The 14,797-nt window shown below is 66.0% G+C and carries 14 protein-coding genes; 10 read left to right on the top strand and 4 right to left on the bottom strand.

Going from position 1 to position 14,797, the window contains the following annotated elements; genetic code table 11:
* Nucleotides 1–238 precede the first annotated feature (238 nt).
* The 4 genes from rplU (at nucleotide 239) to proB (ending at nucleotide 3,345) form a co-directional block, all read left to right on the top strand.
* Nucleotides 239–550, top strand: coding sequence for a 50S ribosomal protein L21 (gene rplU / locus H0X95_RS17025; RefSeq protein ID WP_006025184.1), 312 nt, complete (start codon nucleotides 239–241; stop codon nucleotides 548–550).
* A gap of 24 nt (nucleotides 551–574) precedes the next feature.
* Nucleotides 575–838 (top strand): 50S ribosomal protein L27, encoded by a 264-nt coding sequence (gene rpmA / locus H0X95_RS17030; RefSeq protein WP_059721674.1) that lies wholly within the window; start codon nucleotides 575–577, stop codon nucleotides 836–838.
* A gap of 186 nt (nucleotides 839–1,024) precedes the next feature.
* Complete coding sequence (gene obgE / locus H0X95_RS17035) at nucleotides 1,025–2,137, top strand: GTPase ObgE (RefSeq protein ID WP_006489254.1); 1,113 nt, start codon at nucleotides 1,025–1,027, stop codon at nucleotides 2,135–2,137.
* 89 nt (nucleotides 2,138–2,226) lie between these two features.
* The gene (gene proB / locus H0X95_RS17040) at nucleotides 2,227–3,345 is read left to right on the top strand and encodes a glutamate 5-kinase (RefSeq protein WP_006476997.1); all 1,119 of its coding nucleotides are present in this window, start codon (nucleotides 2,227–2,229) and stop codon (nucleotides 3,343–3,345) included.
* A 95-nt stretch (nucleotides 3,346–3,440) separates the two neighbouring features.
* Here proB and H0X95_RS17045 read toward each other — a convergent pair whose 3' ends face one another.
* Both H0X95_RS17045 and H0X95_RS17050 read right to left on the bottom strand, forming a co-directional pair.
* Nucleotides 3,441–3,998, bottom strand: coding sequence for a CNP1-like family protein (locus tag H0X95_RS17045; protein WP_006489238.1), 558 nt, complete (start codon nucleotides 3,996–3,998; stop codon nucleotides 3,441–3,443).
* 63 nt (nucleotides 3,999–4,061) lie between these two features.
* The gene (locus H0X95_RS17050; RefSeq protein ID WP_006496762.1) at nucleotides 4,062–4,706 is read right to left on the bottom strand and encodes an RNA pyrophosphohydrolase; all 645 of its coding nucleotides are present in this window, start codon (nucleotides 4,704–4,706) and stop codon (nucleotides 4,062–4,064) included.
* Between the two features lie 228 nt (nucleotides 4,707–4,934).
* Between H0X95_RS17050 and H0X95_RS17055 the strand changes: the two genes are divergently transcribed.
* Nucleotides 4,935–6,671: a proline--tRNA ligase gene (locus tag H0X95_RS17055; protein ID WP_006489236.1), complete on the top strand. Its 1,737-nt coding sequence runs from the start codon at nucleotides 4,935–4,937 to the stop codon at nucleotides 6,669–6,671.
* 21 nt (nucleotides 6,672–6,692) lie between these two features.
* On the top strand, nucleotides 6,693–7,301 hold the full coding sequence (locus tag H0X95_RS17060) for a MarC family protein (protein WP_006496761.1): 609 nt from the start codon (nucleotides 6,693–6,695) through the stop codon (nucleotides 7,299–7,301).
* Nucleotides 7,302–7,385: 84 nt separating this feature from the next.
* Here H0X95_RS17060 and H0X95_RS17065 read toward each other — a convergent pair whose 3' ends face one another.
* On the bottom strand, nucleotides 7,386–7,937 hold the full coding sequence (locus tag H0X95_RS17065; RefSeq protein WP_006489240.1) for a hypoxanthine-guanine phosphoribosyltransferase: 552 nt from the start codon (nucleotides 7,935–7,937) through the stop codon (nucleotides 7,386–7,388).
* A gap of 94 nt (nucleotides 7,938–8,031) precedes the next feature.
* Entirely contained in the window at nucleotides 8,032–9,399 is a 1,368-nt protein-coding gene (gene ffh, locus H0X95_RS17070; RefSeq protein ID WP_006476982.1) for a signal recognition particle protein, read from the bottom strand.
* A gap of 89 nt (nucleotides 9,400–9,488) precedes the next feature.
* Here ffh and H0X95_RS17075 point away from each other — a divergent pair, with 89 nt between their 5' ends.
* The 4 genes from H0X95_RS17075 (at nucleotide 9,489) to H0X95_RS17090 (ending at nucleotide 14,751) form a co-directional block, all read left to right on the top strand.
* Nucleotides 9,489–10,382, top strand: coding sequence for a cytochrome C assembly family protein (locus H0X95_RS17075; RefSeq protein ID WP_006489256.1), 894 nt, complete (start codon nucleotides 9,489–9,491; stop codon nucleotides 10,380–10,382).
* A 13-nt stretch (nucleotides 10,383–10,395) separates the two neighbouring features.
* Nucleotides 10,396–10,710 (top strand): PP0621 family protein, encoded by a 315-nt coding sequence (locus H0X95_RS17080; protein ID WP_006491491.1) that lies wholly within the window; start codon nucleotides 10,396–10,398, stop codon nucleotides 10,708–10,710.
* Nucleotides 10,707–11,297: a 1,6-anhydro-N-acetylmuramyl-L-alanine amidase AmpD gene (gene ampD, locus H0X95_RS17085; RefSeq protein ID WP_034201046.1), complete on the top strand. Its 591-nt coding sequence runs from the start codon at nucleotides 10,707–10,709 to the stop codon at nucleotides 11,295–11,297. The genes H0X95_RS17080 and ampD overlap by 4 nt, the downstream gene beginning before the upstream one ends.
* Nucleotides 11,298–11,748: 451 nt before the next feature.
* Nucleotides 11,749–14,751, top strand: a complete 3,003-nt coding sequence (locus H0X95_RS17090; protein ID WP_196446122.1) for a ribonucleoside-diphosphate reductase subunit alpha — start codon at nucleotides 11,749–11,751, stop codon at nucleotides 14,749–14,751.
* The last annotated feature ends 46 nt before the right edge of the window (nucleotides 14,752–14,797 follow it).

The following is a 14,797-nucleotide window of genomic DNA, read 5'->3' on the forward strand; positions in this document are numbered from 1 at the left end:
GGGTGGGGGAGGCGGTGGACGACGACATGATGATGGAATTGGGTGATGCGGCGGATTATAAGTCGAATCCGCGATATGCCGGTCTGTCAGACGTACCGGCAGCGCGATTTTGGCCGTCTGGCCGAGGCCCGCGCGCGGTAATCGTCGATCGGTTTTGACTTCGGTGCTAACCCCATGTATAATCACGTGTTTTCCGCGCGTGGTGTGCGGAAAAATTGGATCCAGAGTGAGGTTCTCAATGTACGCGGTCATAAAAACCGGCGGCAAGCAGTACAAGGTTGCCGTTGGCGAAAAACTCAAAGTAGAACAGATACCGGCTGACATTGACGCTGAAATCACGCTCGACCAGGTTCTCGCAGTGGGCGAAGGCGAATCGATTAAGTTCGGTACGCCGCTGGTCAGTGGGGCTTCCGTCAAGGCCACCGTTGTGTCGCACGGTCGTCATGCCAAGGTCACCATCTTCAAGATGCGTCGCCGGAAGCACTACCAAAAGCACGGCGGCCACCGCCAGAACTACACTGAGCTGCGCATCGACGCGATCAACGCGTAAGCGCCTCGGTAAAGGAGCAATCAGATGGCACACAAAAAGGCAGGCGGCTCTTCCCGGAACGGCCGCGACTCCGAGTCGAAACGTCTCGGCGTGAAAGTGTACGGCGGCCAGGCAGTCAATGCCGGCGGCATCATCGTGCGTCAGCGCGGTACGCGCATGCACGCTGGCGAGAACGTCGGCATGGGCAAGGATCACACCCTGTTCGCGCTGGTCGACGGTCACGTCAAGTTCGCGACGAAGGGCGCGGACAAGAAGCATCTGGTCATCGTCGTCCCGGCGGCTGCCTAAGTCAGGCACCCACGGGCTTCGTAGCCGAAAGGCCCCGCAGTCTTCGCGGGGCCTTTTTTATTGGGTCGCCGCCTGCAAATGCGGGCCGGCGACCCTCGCGCGACCGGCGTACGATCGGCCGAACGGCAGATTGTTCAAGCGTGCCGGCGCGCGGCACAATAGCGGAAATACTGGGCGGAGTGACGAATGAAGTTCATTGACGAAGCACGAATCGAAGTCATCGCCGGCGACGGAGGCGATGGCAGCGCGTCGATGCGCCGCGAGAAATTCGTCCCGTTCGGCGGGCCGGACGGTGGCGACGGCGGCCGCGGCGGTAGCGTTTACGCGATCGCCGACCGCAACATCAACACGCTGATCGACTACCGTTACGCGAAGAAGCACCTCGCGCGCAACGGCGAAAACGGTCGCGGCTCGGATTGCTACGGCAAGGGCGGCGACGATGTCACGCTGCGCATGCCGGTCGGCACCATCATCAGCGACATGGACACGGGCGAGCTGATCGCCGACCTGACCGAGCACGACCAGCGGGTGATGCTCGCGCAGGGCGGCGCCGGCGGCCTCGGCAACCTGCATTTCAAGTCGAGCACGAACCGCGCGCCGCGCCAGAAGACGGACGGCAAGCCGGGCGAGCGGCGCATGCTGAAGCTCGAGCTGAAGGTGCTCGCCGACGTCGGCCTGCTCGGCATGCCGAACGCGGGCAAGTCGACCTTCATCTCGTCGGTGTCGAACGCGAAGCCGAAGATCGCCGACTACCCGTTTACGACGCTCGCGCCGAATCTCGGCGTGGTGCGGGTCGGTCCGAGCAAGAGCTTCGTGATCGCCGATATCCCGGGGCTGATCGAAGGCGCGGCCGAAGGCGCGGGCCTCGGGCATCAATTCCTGCGCCATCTGCAGCGTACCGGTGTGCTGCTGCATCTGGTCGATCTCGCGCCGTTCGACGAAAGCGTCGATCCGGTCGCGGAAGCGACGGCGATCGTCGGCGAGCTGCGCAAGTACGACGAGGCGCTCTACGAGAAGCCGCGCTGGCTCGTGCTCAACAAGCTGGACATGGTGCCGGAAGACGAGCGCGAGGCGCGCGTCGCGGATTTCCTCGACCGCTTCGGCTGGGACGGCCCCGTGTTCGAGATCTCGGCGCTGACGGGCCAGGGCTGCGAAGCGCTGTGCTACGCGATCTACGACTACCTTTCCGAGCATTCGGACGCGCATCGCGCGGCGGAGGCGGAGGATCTCGCGGCCGACGTGCGTTTCCGCGATGCGCCGCCGGCGAAGGGCGGTGCGACGCCGGGCGACGACGCCTGAGCGTTCGCCAACGCGCCGGGCGTGCCGCCCGGCGTTGGCGTTCAATCGCGCCCGGCCGGGCAGGCATCAGATACAGGAGACAGTGCAGGATGCGTTCGATCATCGCGGATTCGAAGCGATTGGTGGTGAAGGTGGGCTCCAGCCTCGTGACCAACGACGGCAAGGGGCTCGATCATGCTGCAATCGGCCGCTGGGCGGCCCAGATCGCTGCGCTGCGTGCGCAGGGCAAGGAAGTCGTGCTCGTCAGTTCGGGCGCGATTGCCGAAGGTATGCAGCGGCTCGGCTGGAGCAAGCGGCCGCGGGAAATCGACGAGCTGCAGGCCGCCGCCGCGGTCGGCCAGATGGGGCTCGCGCAAGTCTACGAAAGCCGCTTCACCGAGCACGGCATCCGCACTGCGCAGATCCTGCTCACGCATGCCGATCTGGCGGACCGCGAGCGCTACCTGAATGCGCGTTCGACGCTGCTCACGCTGCTGCGGCTCGGCGTCGTGCCGATCATCAACGAAAACGACACGGTGGTCACCGACGAAATCAAGTTCGGCGACAACGACACGCTCGGCGCGCTCGTCGCGAACCTGATCGAAGGCGATGCGCTGATCATCCTCACCGACCAGTCGGGGCTGTTTACGGCCGATCCGCGCAAGGACCCGAATGCGACGCTCGTCGGCGAGGCCAATGCGGGCGCCCCCGAGCTCGAGGCGATGGCAGGCGGCGCGGGTTCGAGTCTCGGTCGCGGCGGGATGCTGACGAAGATCCTCGCGGCGAAGCGTGCGGCGCACAGCGGCGCGAATACCGTGATCGCGAGCGGCCGGGAGGCCGACGTGCTCGTGCGTCTGGCGGCCGGCGAGGCGATCGGCACGCAACTGATCGCACGGACCGCGCGGATGGCGGCACGCAAGCAATGGATGGCCGACCATCTGCAGGTCCGCGGCCACGTCGTGATCGACGCGGGCGCGGTCGAGAAGCTGACGGCCGGCGGCAAGAGCCTGCTGCCGATCGGCGTGATCGACGTGCAGGGCGCATTCGCGCGCGGCGAAGTCATCGCATGTGTCGGCCCGGACGGGCGCGAGGTGGCGCGCGGGCTCACGAACTACAGCAGTGCGGAAACGAAGCTGATTCACCGCAAGCCGAGCGGCGAGATCGAGACCGTGCTCGGCTACATGCTGGAGCCCGAACTGATTCATCGCGACAACCTCGTGCTGGTGTGATCGCCGGCCGGGTGCCGTCGTTCAAATGAAAAAGCCCGCGCAATGCGGGCTTTTTCGTGCGGCGGGACGATGCGGGCGGCCCGCATCGCGTGCCGTCAGCGCAACTGCGTCATCGCGGTGCGGTGGAACCGGATGTTTTCGAGGATCTGCCGGGTCGAGCCCTGCGGCATCTTGTTCGCGCAGAAGTAGTCCTGGTAGAGCGCGGAGTGGTAGGCGTTCAGCTCGCCGTTCTCGATGCGCCGCCAGTCGTTCTCGACCGTGCGATCCCAGCCGTTGTGGTCGGCGTTCAGGCCCGCGTACTGGCGCCATTCGTAGGTGTCGCAGCGGATGCCTTCGTAGTTCACGTTGCGGGCACCGGCCGGGCTCGTGATGACGACTGCGTAGCGCACGACGCCGTCGGTGCCGACGTCGAGCGACTTCGCATCGACGAAGAACTTGAGCGGCGTGTTCTGCGACACGTTGAACGGCAGCAGATCGCCCGTTTGCGGCAGCGGCGGCAGCGTGTCGACGGTGTTTTCCTTCCAGCTTCCCTGACGGTCGAGCAGGTACACGAACTCGCTGTCATCCTTGTTGGACGGCGCTTTCGAGTTCGCGCAGCCGGCCAGGGCGGCCAGCGCGGCGATCGATGCGAGCGCGAGAGCAATCGCTTTCAATATGCATTCCTCGTAAAAAAAGGGCGCGACACAAGGTCGCGCCCGGTCATGCAGTCCGACTCGTCATTTGCCGACGATCACGCGGGGCGGCATCTCGTCGAGCGTGCTCGCCTCCACTTCGATCTCCGAACAGACTACCGATGCGTCGACAATCGTCAGCGTCTGGGCCTGTGCGCCGATGACGCGCGGATAGCGCGACACACGCGGCCCGCGCGGCTTCTCGGCTCGCTGCGCCGGGCGGCGCAGGAAGCGCGACAGTTCCGTCAGCGCCAACTGATAGACATCCCGCTTGAACTCGATCACCGCATCGAGCGGCACCCAGTACTCGTTCCAGCGCCACGCATCGAACTCCGGGTGGTCGGTCGCGCGCAAGCAAATGTCGCAATCGCGTCCAACCATCCGCAGCAGGAACCAGATCTGCTTCTGGCCGCGGTAATGACCGCGTACTTCGCGTTTGATGAACTTGTCAGGCACCTCGTAACGCAACCAGTCGCGAGTGCGGCCGATTATCTTGACGTGTTCCGGATGCAGGCCCGTTTCCTCGTGCAGTTCCCGGTACATCGCCTGCATGGGGGTCTCGCCGTACTTGATCCCACCTTGAGGAAACTGCCAGGAATGCTCGCGGAGCCGCTTGCCCCAAAACACCTCGTTGCGCGCGTTCAAGAGGATGATGCCGACGTTCGGGCGAAAGCCTTCACGATCCAGCATACAACCACCTTCGAATCCTTTAAAATTGCTTTGATTATAAACAGATAACGGGCGCTGCGCACCGTGACGGAGCGAATCCGCGCGGGGTACGCCGGCTGAATTGTCCCTGATTAGTCTGCTACGTCGTCTGCGCCATCGTCGTCCCTCGTTGTTCGCCGCGCGCAGCTTTTTCACCTTGAAACTTTTTCGGGCGCCCCGCTTGGGGGCGCCGTTTTTGGAACCGTCCGCATGAAAGCTTCCCGTTTCTTTATCGGCACCCTGAAAGAGGCACCCGCCGACGCAGAGATCGTCAGCCACAAGCTGATGGTCCGCGCCGGCATGATCCGTCGCGTCGCCGGCGGCATCTACAACTACCTGCCGGTCGGCCTGCGTTCGATTCGCAAGGTCGAGGCGATCGTGCGCGAGGAAATGAACCGGGCGGGCGCCATCGAGCTGCTGATGCCGGCCGTGCAACCGGCCGAGCTGTGGCAGGAGTCGGGCCGCTGGGAGCAGTACGGCCCCGAGCTGCTGCGCTTCAAGGACCGCAAGGACAACGATTTCGTGATCGGGCCGACGCACGAGGAAGTCGTCACCGACATCGCGCGCAACCAGATCAAGAGCTACCGGCAGATGCCGGTGAACTTCTACCAGATCCAGACGAAGTTCCGCGACGAGATCCGCCCGCGCTTCGGCGTGATGCGCGGCCGCGAATTCATCATGAAGGACGCGTATTCGTTCGACAAGGATGCGGCCGGCCTGAACGAGTCGTACCGCAAGATGTACGACGCGTACGTGCGCATTTTCTCGCGCCTCGGCCTCGAGTTTCGCGCGGTCGCGGCCGACAGCGGCTCGATCGGCGGCAACTTCTCGCACGAGTTCCACGTGATCGCCGACACCGGCGAGGACGCGATCGCGTACTGCCCGACGTCCGAGTTCGCGGCGAACGTCGAGGCGGCCGAAGCGCTGCCGCTGATTGCCGAGCGCGCGGCGCCCGCCGAAGCGATGGAAAAGGTCGCGACGCCCGGCAAGGCGAAGTGCGAGGCCGTCGCCGAACTGCTGTCGATCCCGCTCGAGCGCACGATCAAGTCGATCGTGCTCGCGACCGACAACGAAGGCGCCGAGCCGACCATCTGGCTCGTGATGCTGCGCGGCGACCACGACCTGAACGAGATCAAGGTGTCGAAGCTGCCGGGCCTGAAGAACCACCGCTTCGCGACCGAGCAGGAAATCGTCGAGTGGTTCGGCACGCCGCCGGGCTACCTCGGCCCGGTCGGCACGAAGAAGCCGGTGAAGGTGATCGCCGACCGCACGGTCGCGAACATGAGCGACTTCGTCGTCGGTGCGAACGAGGTCGACTATCACATCGCCGGCGTGAACTGGGGCCGCGACCTGCCGGAGCCGGACGTCGCCGACGTGCGCAACGTGAAGAAGGGCGATCCGTCGCCGGACGGCAAGGGCGTGATCGACATCTGCCGCGGCATCGAAGTCGGCCACGTGTTCCAGCTCGGCACCAAGTACTCGGAAGCGATGGGCGCGACGTTCCTCGACGAGTCGGGCAAGCCGCAGCCGATGCTGATGGGCTGCTACGGCGTCGGCATCACGCGTATTCTCGGCGCGGCGATCGAACAGAACTTCGACGACCGCGGCATCATCTGGCCGGAGTCGATCGCGCCGTTCGAGGTCGTGCTGTGCCCGATGGGCTATGACCGCAGCGACCTGGTGCGCGAGACGGCCGACAAGCTGTACGCGGAACTCGTCGCGGCCGGCATCGACGTGATCCTCGACGATCGCGGCGAGCGCCCGGGCGTGATGTTCGCCGACTGGGAACTGATCGGCGTGCCGCATCGTCTGGTGATCGGCGAGCGCGGCCTGAAGGAAGGCAAGATCGAGTACCAGGGCCGCCGCGATGCCGAAGCGACGCTGCTGCCGGCCGACACGGCCGCGGCGACGGTCGCCGAGAAGATCCGCGCCGCGCTCGCGCACTAAGCGCGGCGACCGGGGGACACGATGGAATACACGTTCCTGTCGGCCACCGTGCTCCTCGTGCTGATCACGGATCCGCTCGGCAACATCCCGCTGTTCATTTCGGCGATGCGGGATGTGCCGCGCGAGCGGCGCGTGAAGCTGATCCTGCGTGAAGTGGGGATCGCGTTCGTGATCCTGCTGTTCTTCATGGTGGTCGGCGACCGCTTCCTGCGGATGATGAGCCTCACCGACCTGTCGCTGCGGCTCGGCGGCGGGATCGTGCTGTTCCTGATCGCGCTGCGGATGATCTTCCCGCATCCGGACGGCGCGCTCGGCAGCGATCCGCGCGCGGGCGGCGAGCCGTTCATCGTGCCGCTCGCGATTCCGGCGCTGGCCGGGCCGTCCGCGCTCGCGACGGTGATGCTGCTGACGTCGCAGGCGCCGGGCAAGATGTTCGAGTGGGTCGGCGCGCTGACGGTCACGATGATCGTCTGCGCGATCACGCTGGTGCTGGCCGAAAGGATTCAGGCGTGGCTCGGCGAACGGACCGTCGCGGCGTTCGAGCGGCTGATGGGCCTCGTGCTCGTCGCGATCTCGGTCGAGATGCTGCTCGCGGGCATTCGCGCGTTCGTGCACCAGTTGCAGCCGTAGCGCGGGCGGGCGGTCGACGAAAAAAAGCGGCGCGCCGGGAAACCGGCGCGCCGCTTTCTGTTTATATGGCGAGCAGGGCGGCGATCAGACGTTCGCGGTCAGCGCGCGGATCGTCGGCAGGTTGCGCCAGTAGCCCTTCGCGTCCATCCCGCAGCCGAACACGTAGCGGTCCGGCACCGAGAAGCCGCAGAAGTCCGGGTGCAGCGGTTTCGCCTTCGCGAGGGTCTTCTCGCACAGCACGGCCGACATGAAACGCTGCGCGCCCATGTCGAGGATGCGGTCGCGGATCGCGGCCATCGTCTCGCCTTCGTCGAGGATGTCGTCGAGTACGAGCACGATGCGGTCCTTCACCGATTCGCGCGGCGCGACGCGCCAGTGCATCTCCGGGCTGCCCTGCGTCGTGTTGCGGTAGCGGGTCAGGTGGATGTAGTCGAATTCGAGCGGGAAATCGAGATGCGGCAGCAGCATCCCGGTAAACACCGCGGCGCCGCCCATCACCGAGAGAACGAGCGGGAACGCGTCGCCGATCTCGGCGCGGATCGCGTCGGCCATCTTCGAGATCGACGCGTTGACGGCGTCGGCCGAGACGATCTCTTCGGAGTGGTCGAAAATGTGGAGGGCTTCTTCGCGGTTCATGTGTTCTGGCGGGCAGTCGGTATACAAATAAGAATGAAGCAGAACGGCAGGCGCGCGCTACGGCAAAAACCCGCGCGCCGGCCGACGGACGAAATCAGCGCATGCCGGGCATCATGCCCTTCAGGCCGCGCATCATCTTCTGCATGTTGCCGCCCTTCAGCTTCTTCATCATCGTACGCATCTGGTCGTACTGGTTCAGCATCCGGTTGACTTCCTGCACCGGCACGCCCGCGCCGGCTGCAATGCGGCGCTTGCGCGTCGCCTTGATGATTTCGGGTTTAGCGCGCTCGGCGGGCGTCATCGAGCTGATGATCCCTTCCATCCGGCGGATCGACTTCTCGGCCTGGCCCATGTCGGCGCCGGCCGCCGCCTGCTGGAACTGCGCGGGGAGCTTATCCATCAGCGACGACAGGCCGCCCATGTTCTTCATCTGCGAGATCTGCGCGCGGAAATCGTTCAGGTCGAAATCGCCGCCTTTCTTGACCTTGTCGGCGAGCTTCTGCGCGGCCTGGACATCGACGCCGCGCTGCGCCTCCTCGACGAGCGCGAGGATGTCGCCCATGCCGAGGATCCGGTTCGCCATCCGGTCGGGGTGGAACACCTCGAGGCCGTCGAGCTTCTCGGCGACGCCGACGAACTTGATCGGCTTGCCCGTGACGTGACGCACCGACAGCGCGGCGCCGCCGCGCGAGTCGCCGTCGAGCTTGGTCAGCACGACGCCGGTGAGCGGCAGCGTGTCGTTGAACGCCTTCGCGGTGTTGACCGCGTCCTGGCCGAGCATCGCGTCGACGACGAACAGCGTTTCGGCCGGCTTCAGCGTGCCGTGCAGCGCGGCGATTTCCTGCATCATCGCCTCGTCGATGCCGAGGCGGCCGGCCGTGTCGACGAGCAGCACGTCATGGTAGTGGCGCTTCGCCCAGTCGACGGCGGCGAGCGCGATGTCGACGGGCTTCTGGTCCGGCGTGGACGGGAAGAAGTCGGCGCCGACCTGCTCGGTCACCGTTTTCAGCTGCATGATCGCAGCCGGGCGATACACGTCGCACGACACGGTCAGCACCTTCTTCTTGTACTTCTCGCGCAGCAGCTTCGCGAGCTTGCCGACGGTCGTGGTCTTGCCCGCGCCCTGCAGGCCGGCCATCAGGATCACGGCGGGTGGCGTGACCGCGAGGTTCAGCTCGGCGGCCTTGCCTTCGTAGTCGCCGCCGATCACGGCGGTCAGTTCCTTCTGGACCACGCCGACGAGCGCCTGGCCCGGCGACAGGCTGCTGATCACTTCTTCGCCGAGCGCCTTTTCCTTGACCTTGGCGATGAATTCGCGAACGACCGGCAGCGACACGTCGGCTTCCAGCAGCGCGAGACGTACCTCGCGGAGCATCTCCTGCGTGTTCGCCTCGGTGAGCCGGGCCTCGCCGCGCAGCGTCTTGACGACGCGCGCCATCCGTTGAGTGAGATTGTCGAGCATGGGGAGCGATGGACAGTGGGGCCCGAAGGCGCGGCGGAACCGAACAAAGGGAGCCGTCGCGGGAAGGGGGCCTAGTGTAAACTTCGAACATGGATATTGTACTGTATGCCCTCACCGCATTCCTGTACGGCGGCCTCGCCGTCGCAGGCTGGCGCTCGCACCGCCAGGGCGCGACGCCGCTCGTCGCGAGCGTGCCGGCCGTGCCGGTTCCGGCGTCCGCCGCGTCCGGGATGAGCGGGGCCGGCCGCGCGCTGCTGTTCGCCGCGCTGGTCGCGCACGGCGTGCTGCTCCACATGACGATCTTTCCGAACGACGCGATGGTGTTCGGCTTCGCGTTCGCGCTGTCGGCGATGTTCTGGCTCGGCGCCGGCATCTACTGGATCGAGAGCTTCTTCTTCCCTCTCGACAGCCTGCGCCTGCTGGTGCTGCCGCTCGCGTGCGGCGCGTCGCTGCTGCCGCTCGTGTTCGGCGGCGTGCGGGTGCTTCCTTATGCCGCAGCGCCGCTGTTCAAGCTGCATTTCCTGATCGCGAACATCGCCTACGGGCTGTTCGCGATCGCCGCGCTGCACGCGATCCTGATGCTGATGGTCGAGCGCCGCCTGCAGTCGCTGAGAAGCGGTGGGCGCGACGGCTCGACGGGCTGGATCGCGAGCTGGCTCGAAACGCTGCCGCCGCTGCTCACGCTCGAGAAGCTGCTGTTCCGCCTGATCGGCGCCGGCTTCGTGCTGCTGACGCTGACACTCGCGTCGGGCATCCTGTTCAGCGAGCAGGTCGACGCGCGCATGTTGCGGCTCGACCACAAGACGGTGTTCGCGATCCTGTCGTGGCTGATGTTCGGCGGCCTGCTGGTTGCCCGCAAGACGTCGGGCTGGCGCGGCCGCGGCGCCGCGCGCTGGGTGCTCGTGTCGTTCGCCGCGCTGCTGCTCGCGTATGTCGGCAGCCGGTTCGTTTTCGAGGTGCTGCTGCACCGCTCCGTGGTTTGACCGCAGGTTTCCGATGCGACAGATTCTTCTCCTGATCCTTCTCTTCTTCGCGGGTTCGTGGCTCGCGCGCAAGCTGCGCCACGCGCAGGAACAGGCGCAGGCGCGCGCCGGCCGCGGCGCCGGTTACGACGGTGCGCCCGGTGCTGGCGCCGGCGCGGCGCGCCCGAGCGGCGACGCGCGGTCGCTGCCGGAACCGATGGTGCGCTGCGCCGAATGCGGCGTGCATGCGCCGAAGGGCGACGCCGTGGCCGCGAGCGGCGAATACTTCTGCAGCGTCGAGCATGCGCAGCGCCACGCCGCGCGCGTGAACGGCCGCGACGCGCGATGAGCGACGCGCCGGCGTTGTCGGTCGACGCGAACGGCTGGGTGCGCGAAGCGCGCCATGCGCCGTCGCCGAACTTCGAGATGCGGCCCGCGGGTGCGGTGCCGACGCTCGTGGTCGTCCACAACATCAGCCTGCCGCCCGGCGAATTCGGCGGCGACGCGATCGAGGCGCTGTTCCTGAATCGCCTCGACTGCGATGCGCACCCCTATTACCAGAGCCACCTGCGCGGCGTGCGCGTGTCCGCCCATTTCCTGATCCGCCGCGGCGGCGAGCTCGTGCAGTTCGTGTCGTGCGACGAGCGCGCGTGGCACGCGGGCGCGTCCGAGTTCTTCGGCCGCACGCGCTGCAACGACTTCTCGATCGGCATCGAGCTCGAGGGCGCGGACGACGTGCCGTTCGACGATGCGCAATACGCGGTGCTCGCCGCGCTCTCCCGCGCGCTCGCCGCGCGCTACCCGGTCGACGCATTCGCCGGGCATTCGGACGTCGCACCGGGCCGCAAGACCGACCCGGGCCCGCATTTCGATTGGCAACGCTTCGCGAGCGATGCCGGTTTTTCCGCCGAATACTTTCCTTTCCGTCAGCACTGATCGCGGGTTTTTTTGAGCGGAGAAAGTTTTTTCTCCGACCAATGCCTTGCCGTGTCTGCGCGTGAGCGATGTCAAGACCTCTATCGCAAATTATCCGTTTGGACGTCCTCCGAATGTCCACTATACTTGGTGCCAGTTGAGCAGTTCTGTACTAGATATAGTGTGTGTCGCAGGGGAAAACCCGAGCGGCACCGGCCGGCGGCCACGCTGGCGGACAGGGTTCTCAGGGCGGCGCGTCAGGCCGGGCGGTCCGGGCGTCGCGATCAGCGCAGCGAACATCGACGGGGCAGGGTATACATGACGAAGCACACGACCGGTTTGGTTGTCGCGCATCGACCGAACCGGCTTCCCCGGCGCATCGCTCGCCTCTTACCGCTCGCGCACCGCATTGCGCAGCGTTCGTTTTAATCCGCGGTTCTCTCCGCACCATCCAACACCAGGAGCTTTGCACATGCAAACCACCGACAACGCGACGTCCCAGTACGAGAGCGCCTCGAGCCGTCCGCTCGGCGGGACCGAACAGGGCGCGAAGGCGCTCGCGCCGCAGGCCACGTTCGCCGACTACAAGGTGATCCGCCGCAATGGCAGCGTGGTGTCGTTCGAACCCTCGAAGATCGCGATCGCGGTGACCAAGGCTTTCCTGGCCGTCAATGGCGGGCAGGGCGCGGCATCGGCGCGCGTACGCGAGCAGGTCGAACAACTGACGCACAACGTCGTTCGCGCGCTCGTGCGCAGCCGCCCGAACGGCGGTACGTTCCATATCGAAGACATCCAGGACCAGGTCGAACTCGCGCTGATGCGCGGCGGCGAGCACAACGTCGCGCGTGCGTACGTGCTGTATCGCGAGAAGCGTCACCTCGAGCGCCAGCATGCGGGCGAGGAAGCGGCGGCCGCGGGCGGCGAGTCGACCACCGGCATCAACGTCGTCGACAACGGCGTCACGCGCCCGCTCGACCTGAACGCGCTGCGCGCGCTGATCGTGTCGGCGTGCGACGGCCTCGGCGCTGCGGTTAACCCTGACCCGATCGTCGCGGAGACGGTGAAGAACCTGTACGACGGCGTGCCGATGAGCCAGGTCTACGACTCGGCGATCCTCGCGGCGCGCACGATGATCGAAAAGGATCCGGCATACAGCCAGGTCACGGCCCGCATCCTGCTGCACACGATCCGCCGCGAGATCCTCGGCGAGGAAGTCGTGCAGGCCGAGATGTCGACCCGCTACGCCGAATACTTCCCGCAGTTCCTGAAGCGCGGCGTCGACGCCGGCCTGCTCGACGACAAGCTGCTGCAGTTCGACCTGAAGCGCCTCGGCGAAGCCCTCGACGCGAACCGCGACCTGCAGTTCGGCTACCTCGGCCTGCAGACGCTGTACGACCGCTACTTCCTGCACGTCGACGGCACCCGCATCGAAATGCCGCAGGCATTCTTCATGCGCGTCGCGATGGGCCTGTCGCTGAACGAGATCGACCGCGAAACGCGGGCGATCGAGTTCTACAACGTGCTGTCGAGCTTCGACTTCATGAGCTCGACGCCGACGCTGTTCAACTCGGGCACGCACCGCTCGCAGCTGTCGTCGTGCTACCTGACGACGGTCGCGGACGATCTCGACGGCATCTATGAAGCGCTGAAGGAGAACGCGCTGCTGTCGAAGTTCGCGGGCGGTCTCGGCAACGACTGGACGCGCGTGCGCGCACTCGGCTCGCATATCAAGGGCACGAACGGCAAGTCGCAAGGCGTGGTCCCGTTCCTGAAGGTCGTGAACGACACGGCCGTCGCGGTGAACCAGGGCGGCAAGCGCAAGGGCGCGATCTGCGCGTACCTGGAATCGTGGCACCTCGACATCGAGGAGTTCCTGGAGCTGCGCAAGAACACCGGTGACGACCGTCGCCGTACGCACGACATGAACACGGCGAACTGGATTCCCGACCTGTTCATGAAGCGCGTGATGGAAGGCGCCGACTGGACGCTGTTCTCGCCGTCGACCTGCCCGGACCTGCACGACAAGTTCGGCGCCGACTTCGAGAAGGCTTACACGGCTTACGAAGACAAGGTCGCGCGCGGCGAGATCAAGCTGTTCAAGAAGATCCCGGCGCAGCAGCTCTGGCGCAAGATGCTCGGCATGCTGTTCGAGACGGGCCACCCGTGGATCACGTTCAAGGATCCGTGCAACGTGCGCTCGCCGCAGCAGCACGTCGGCGTCGTCCACTCGTCGAACCTGTGCACGGAAATCACGCTGAACACGAGCGACACCGAAATCGCGGTGTGCAACCTCGGCTCGGTGAACCTCGTCGCCCACCTGGTGAAGCAGGCCGACGGCAGCTACGCGCTCGACCACGACAAGCTGAAGCGCACGATCAGCGTCGCGATGCGCATGCTCGACAACGTGATCGACATCAACTACTACGCGGTGCCGAAGGCGCGTAACTCGAACCTGAAGCACCGCCCGGTCGGCATGGGCATCATGGGCTTCCAGGACTGCCTGCACCTGCTGCGCACGCCGTACGCGTCGGAAGCGGCGGTCGAGTTCGCGGACCGTTCGATGGAAGCCGTCTGCTACTACGCGTACTACGCGTCGACCGAGCTGGCCGAAGAGCGCGGCCGCTACTCGAGCTACCGCGGTTCGCTGTGGGATCGCGGCATCCTCCCGCAGGACACGCTGAAGCTGCTGACGGAAGCGCGCGGCGGCTACGTCGAGGTCGACACGTCGGAATCGCTCGACTGGACGACGCTGCGTTCGCGGATCGCCGCGCACGGCATGCGCAACTCGAACTGCGTCGCGATCGCGCCGACGGCGACGATCTCGAACATCATCGGCGTGTCGGCCTGTATCGAGCCGACCTTCCAGAACCTGTACGTGAAGTCGAACCTGTCGGGCGAATTCACGGTGGTGAACGAGTATCTCGTCCGCGACCTGAAGGAACGCGGCCTGTGGGACGAGGTGATGGTCGCCGACCTGAAGTACTTCGACGGCATGCTGTCGCGCATCGACCGCATCCCGGCCGACCTGCGCGCGATCTACGCGACCGCGTTCGAGGTCGACCCGACGTGGCTGGTCGAAGCGGCGTCGCGTCGCCAGAAGTGGATCGACCAGGCGCAGTCGCTGAACATCTACATGGGCGGCGCGTCGGGCAAGAAGCTCGACGAGGTCTACAAGCTCGCATGGCTGCGCGGCCTGAAGACGACCTACTACCTCCGCACGATGGCGGCGACGCACGTCGAGAAGTCGACGGTCGCACACGGCGCGCTGAACGCAGTGCCGACGGGCGGTGCAGGCGGCGGCTCGGGCAGCGGCGGCGCGCAAGGCGCGGCGGGCGGTTTCGGTGCGGCAGGCGGCGATGCATCGTCGGGTGCGATCAACGCGGCGCCGGCACTCGCGCCGGTCGAAGCGGACGGTCCGGTGTGCACGATGCGTCCGGGCGATCCCGGCTTCGACGAATGCGAAGCGTGCCAGTAACGCAGTGCGCCTGACCTGAGAAGCAGGCCTGCGCGGCGCACACGAC

The organism is Burkholderia sp. 9779_493, assembly GCF_015712215.1.
GTDB lineage: Bacteria > Pseudomonadota > Gammaproteobacteria > Burkholderiales > Burkholderiaceae > Burkholderia > Burkholderia cenocepacia.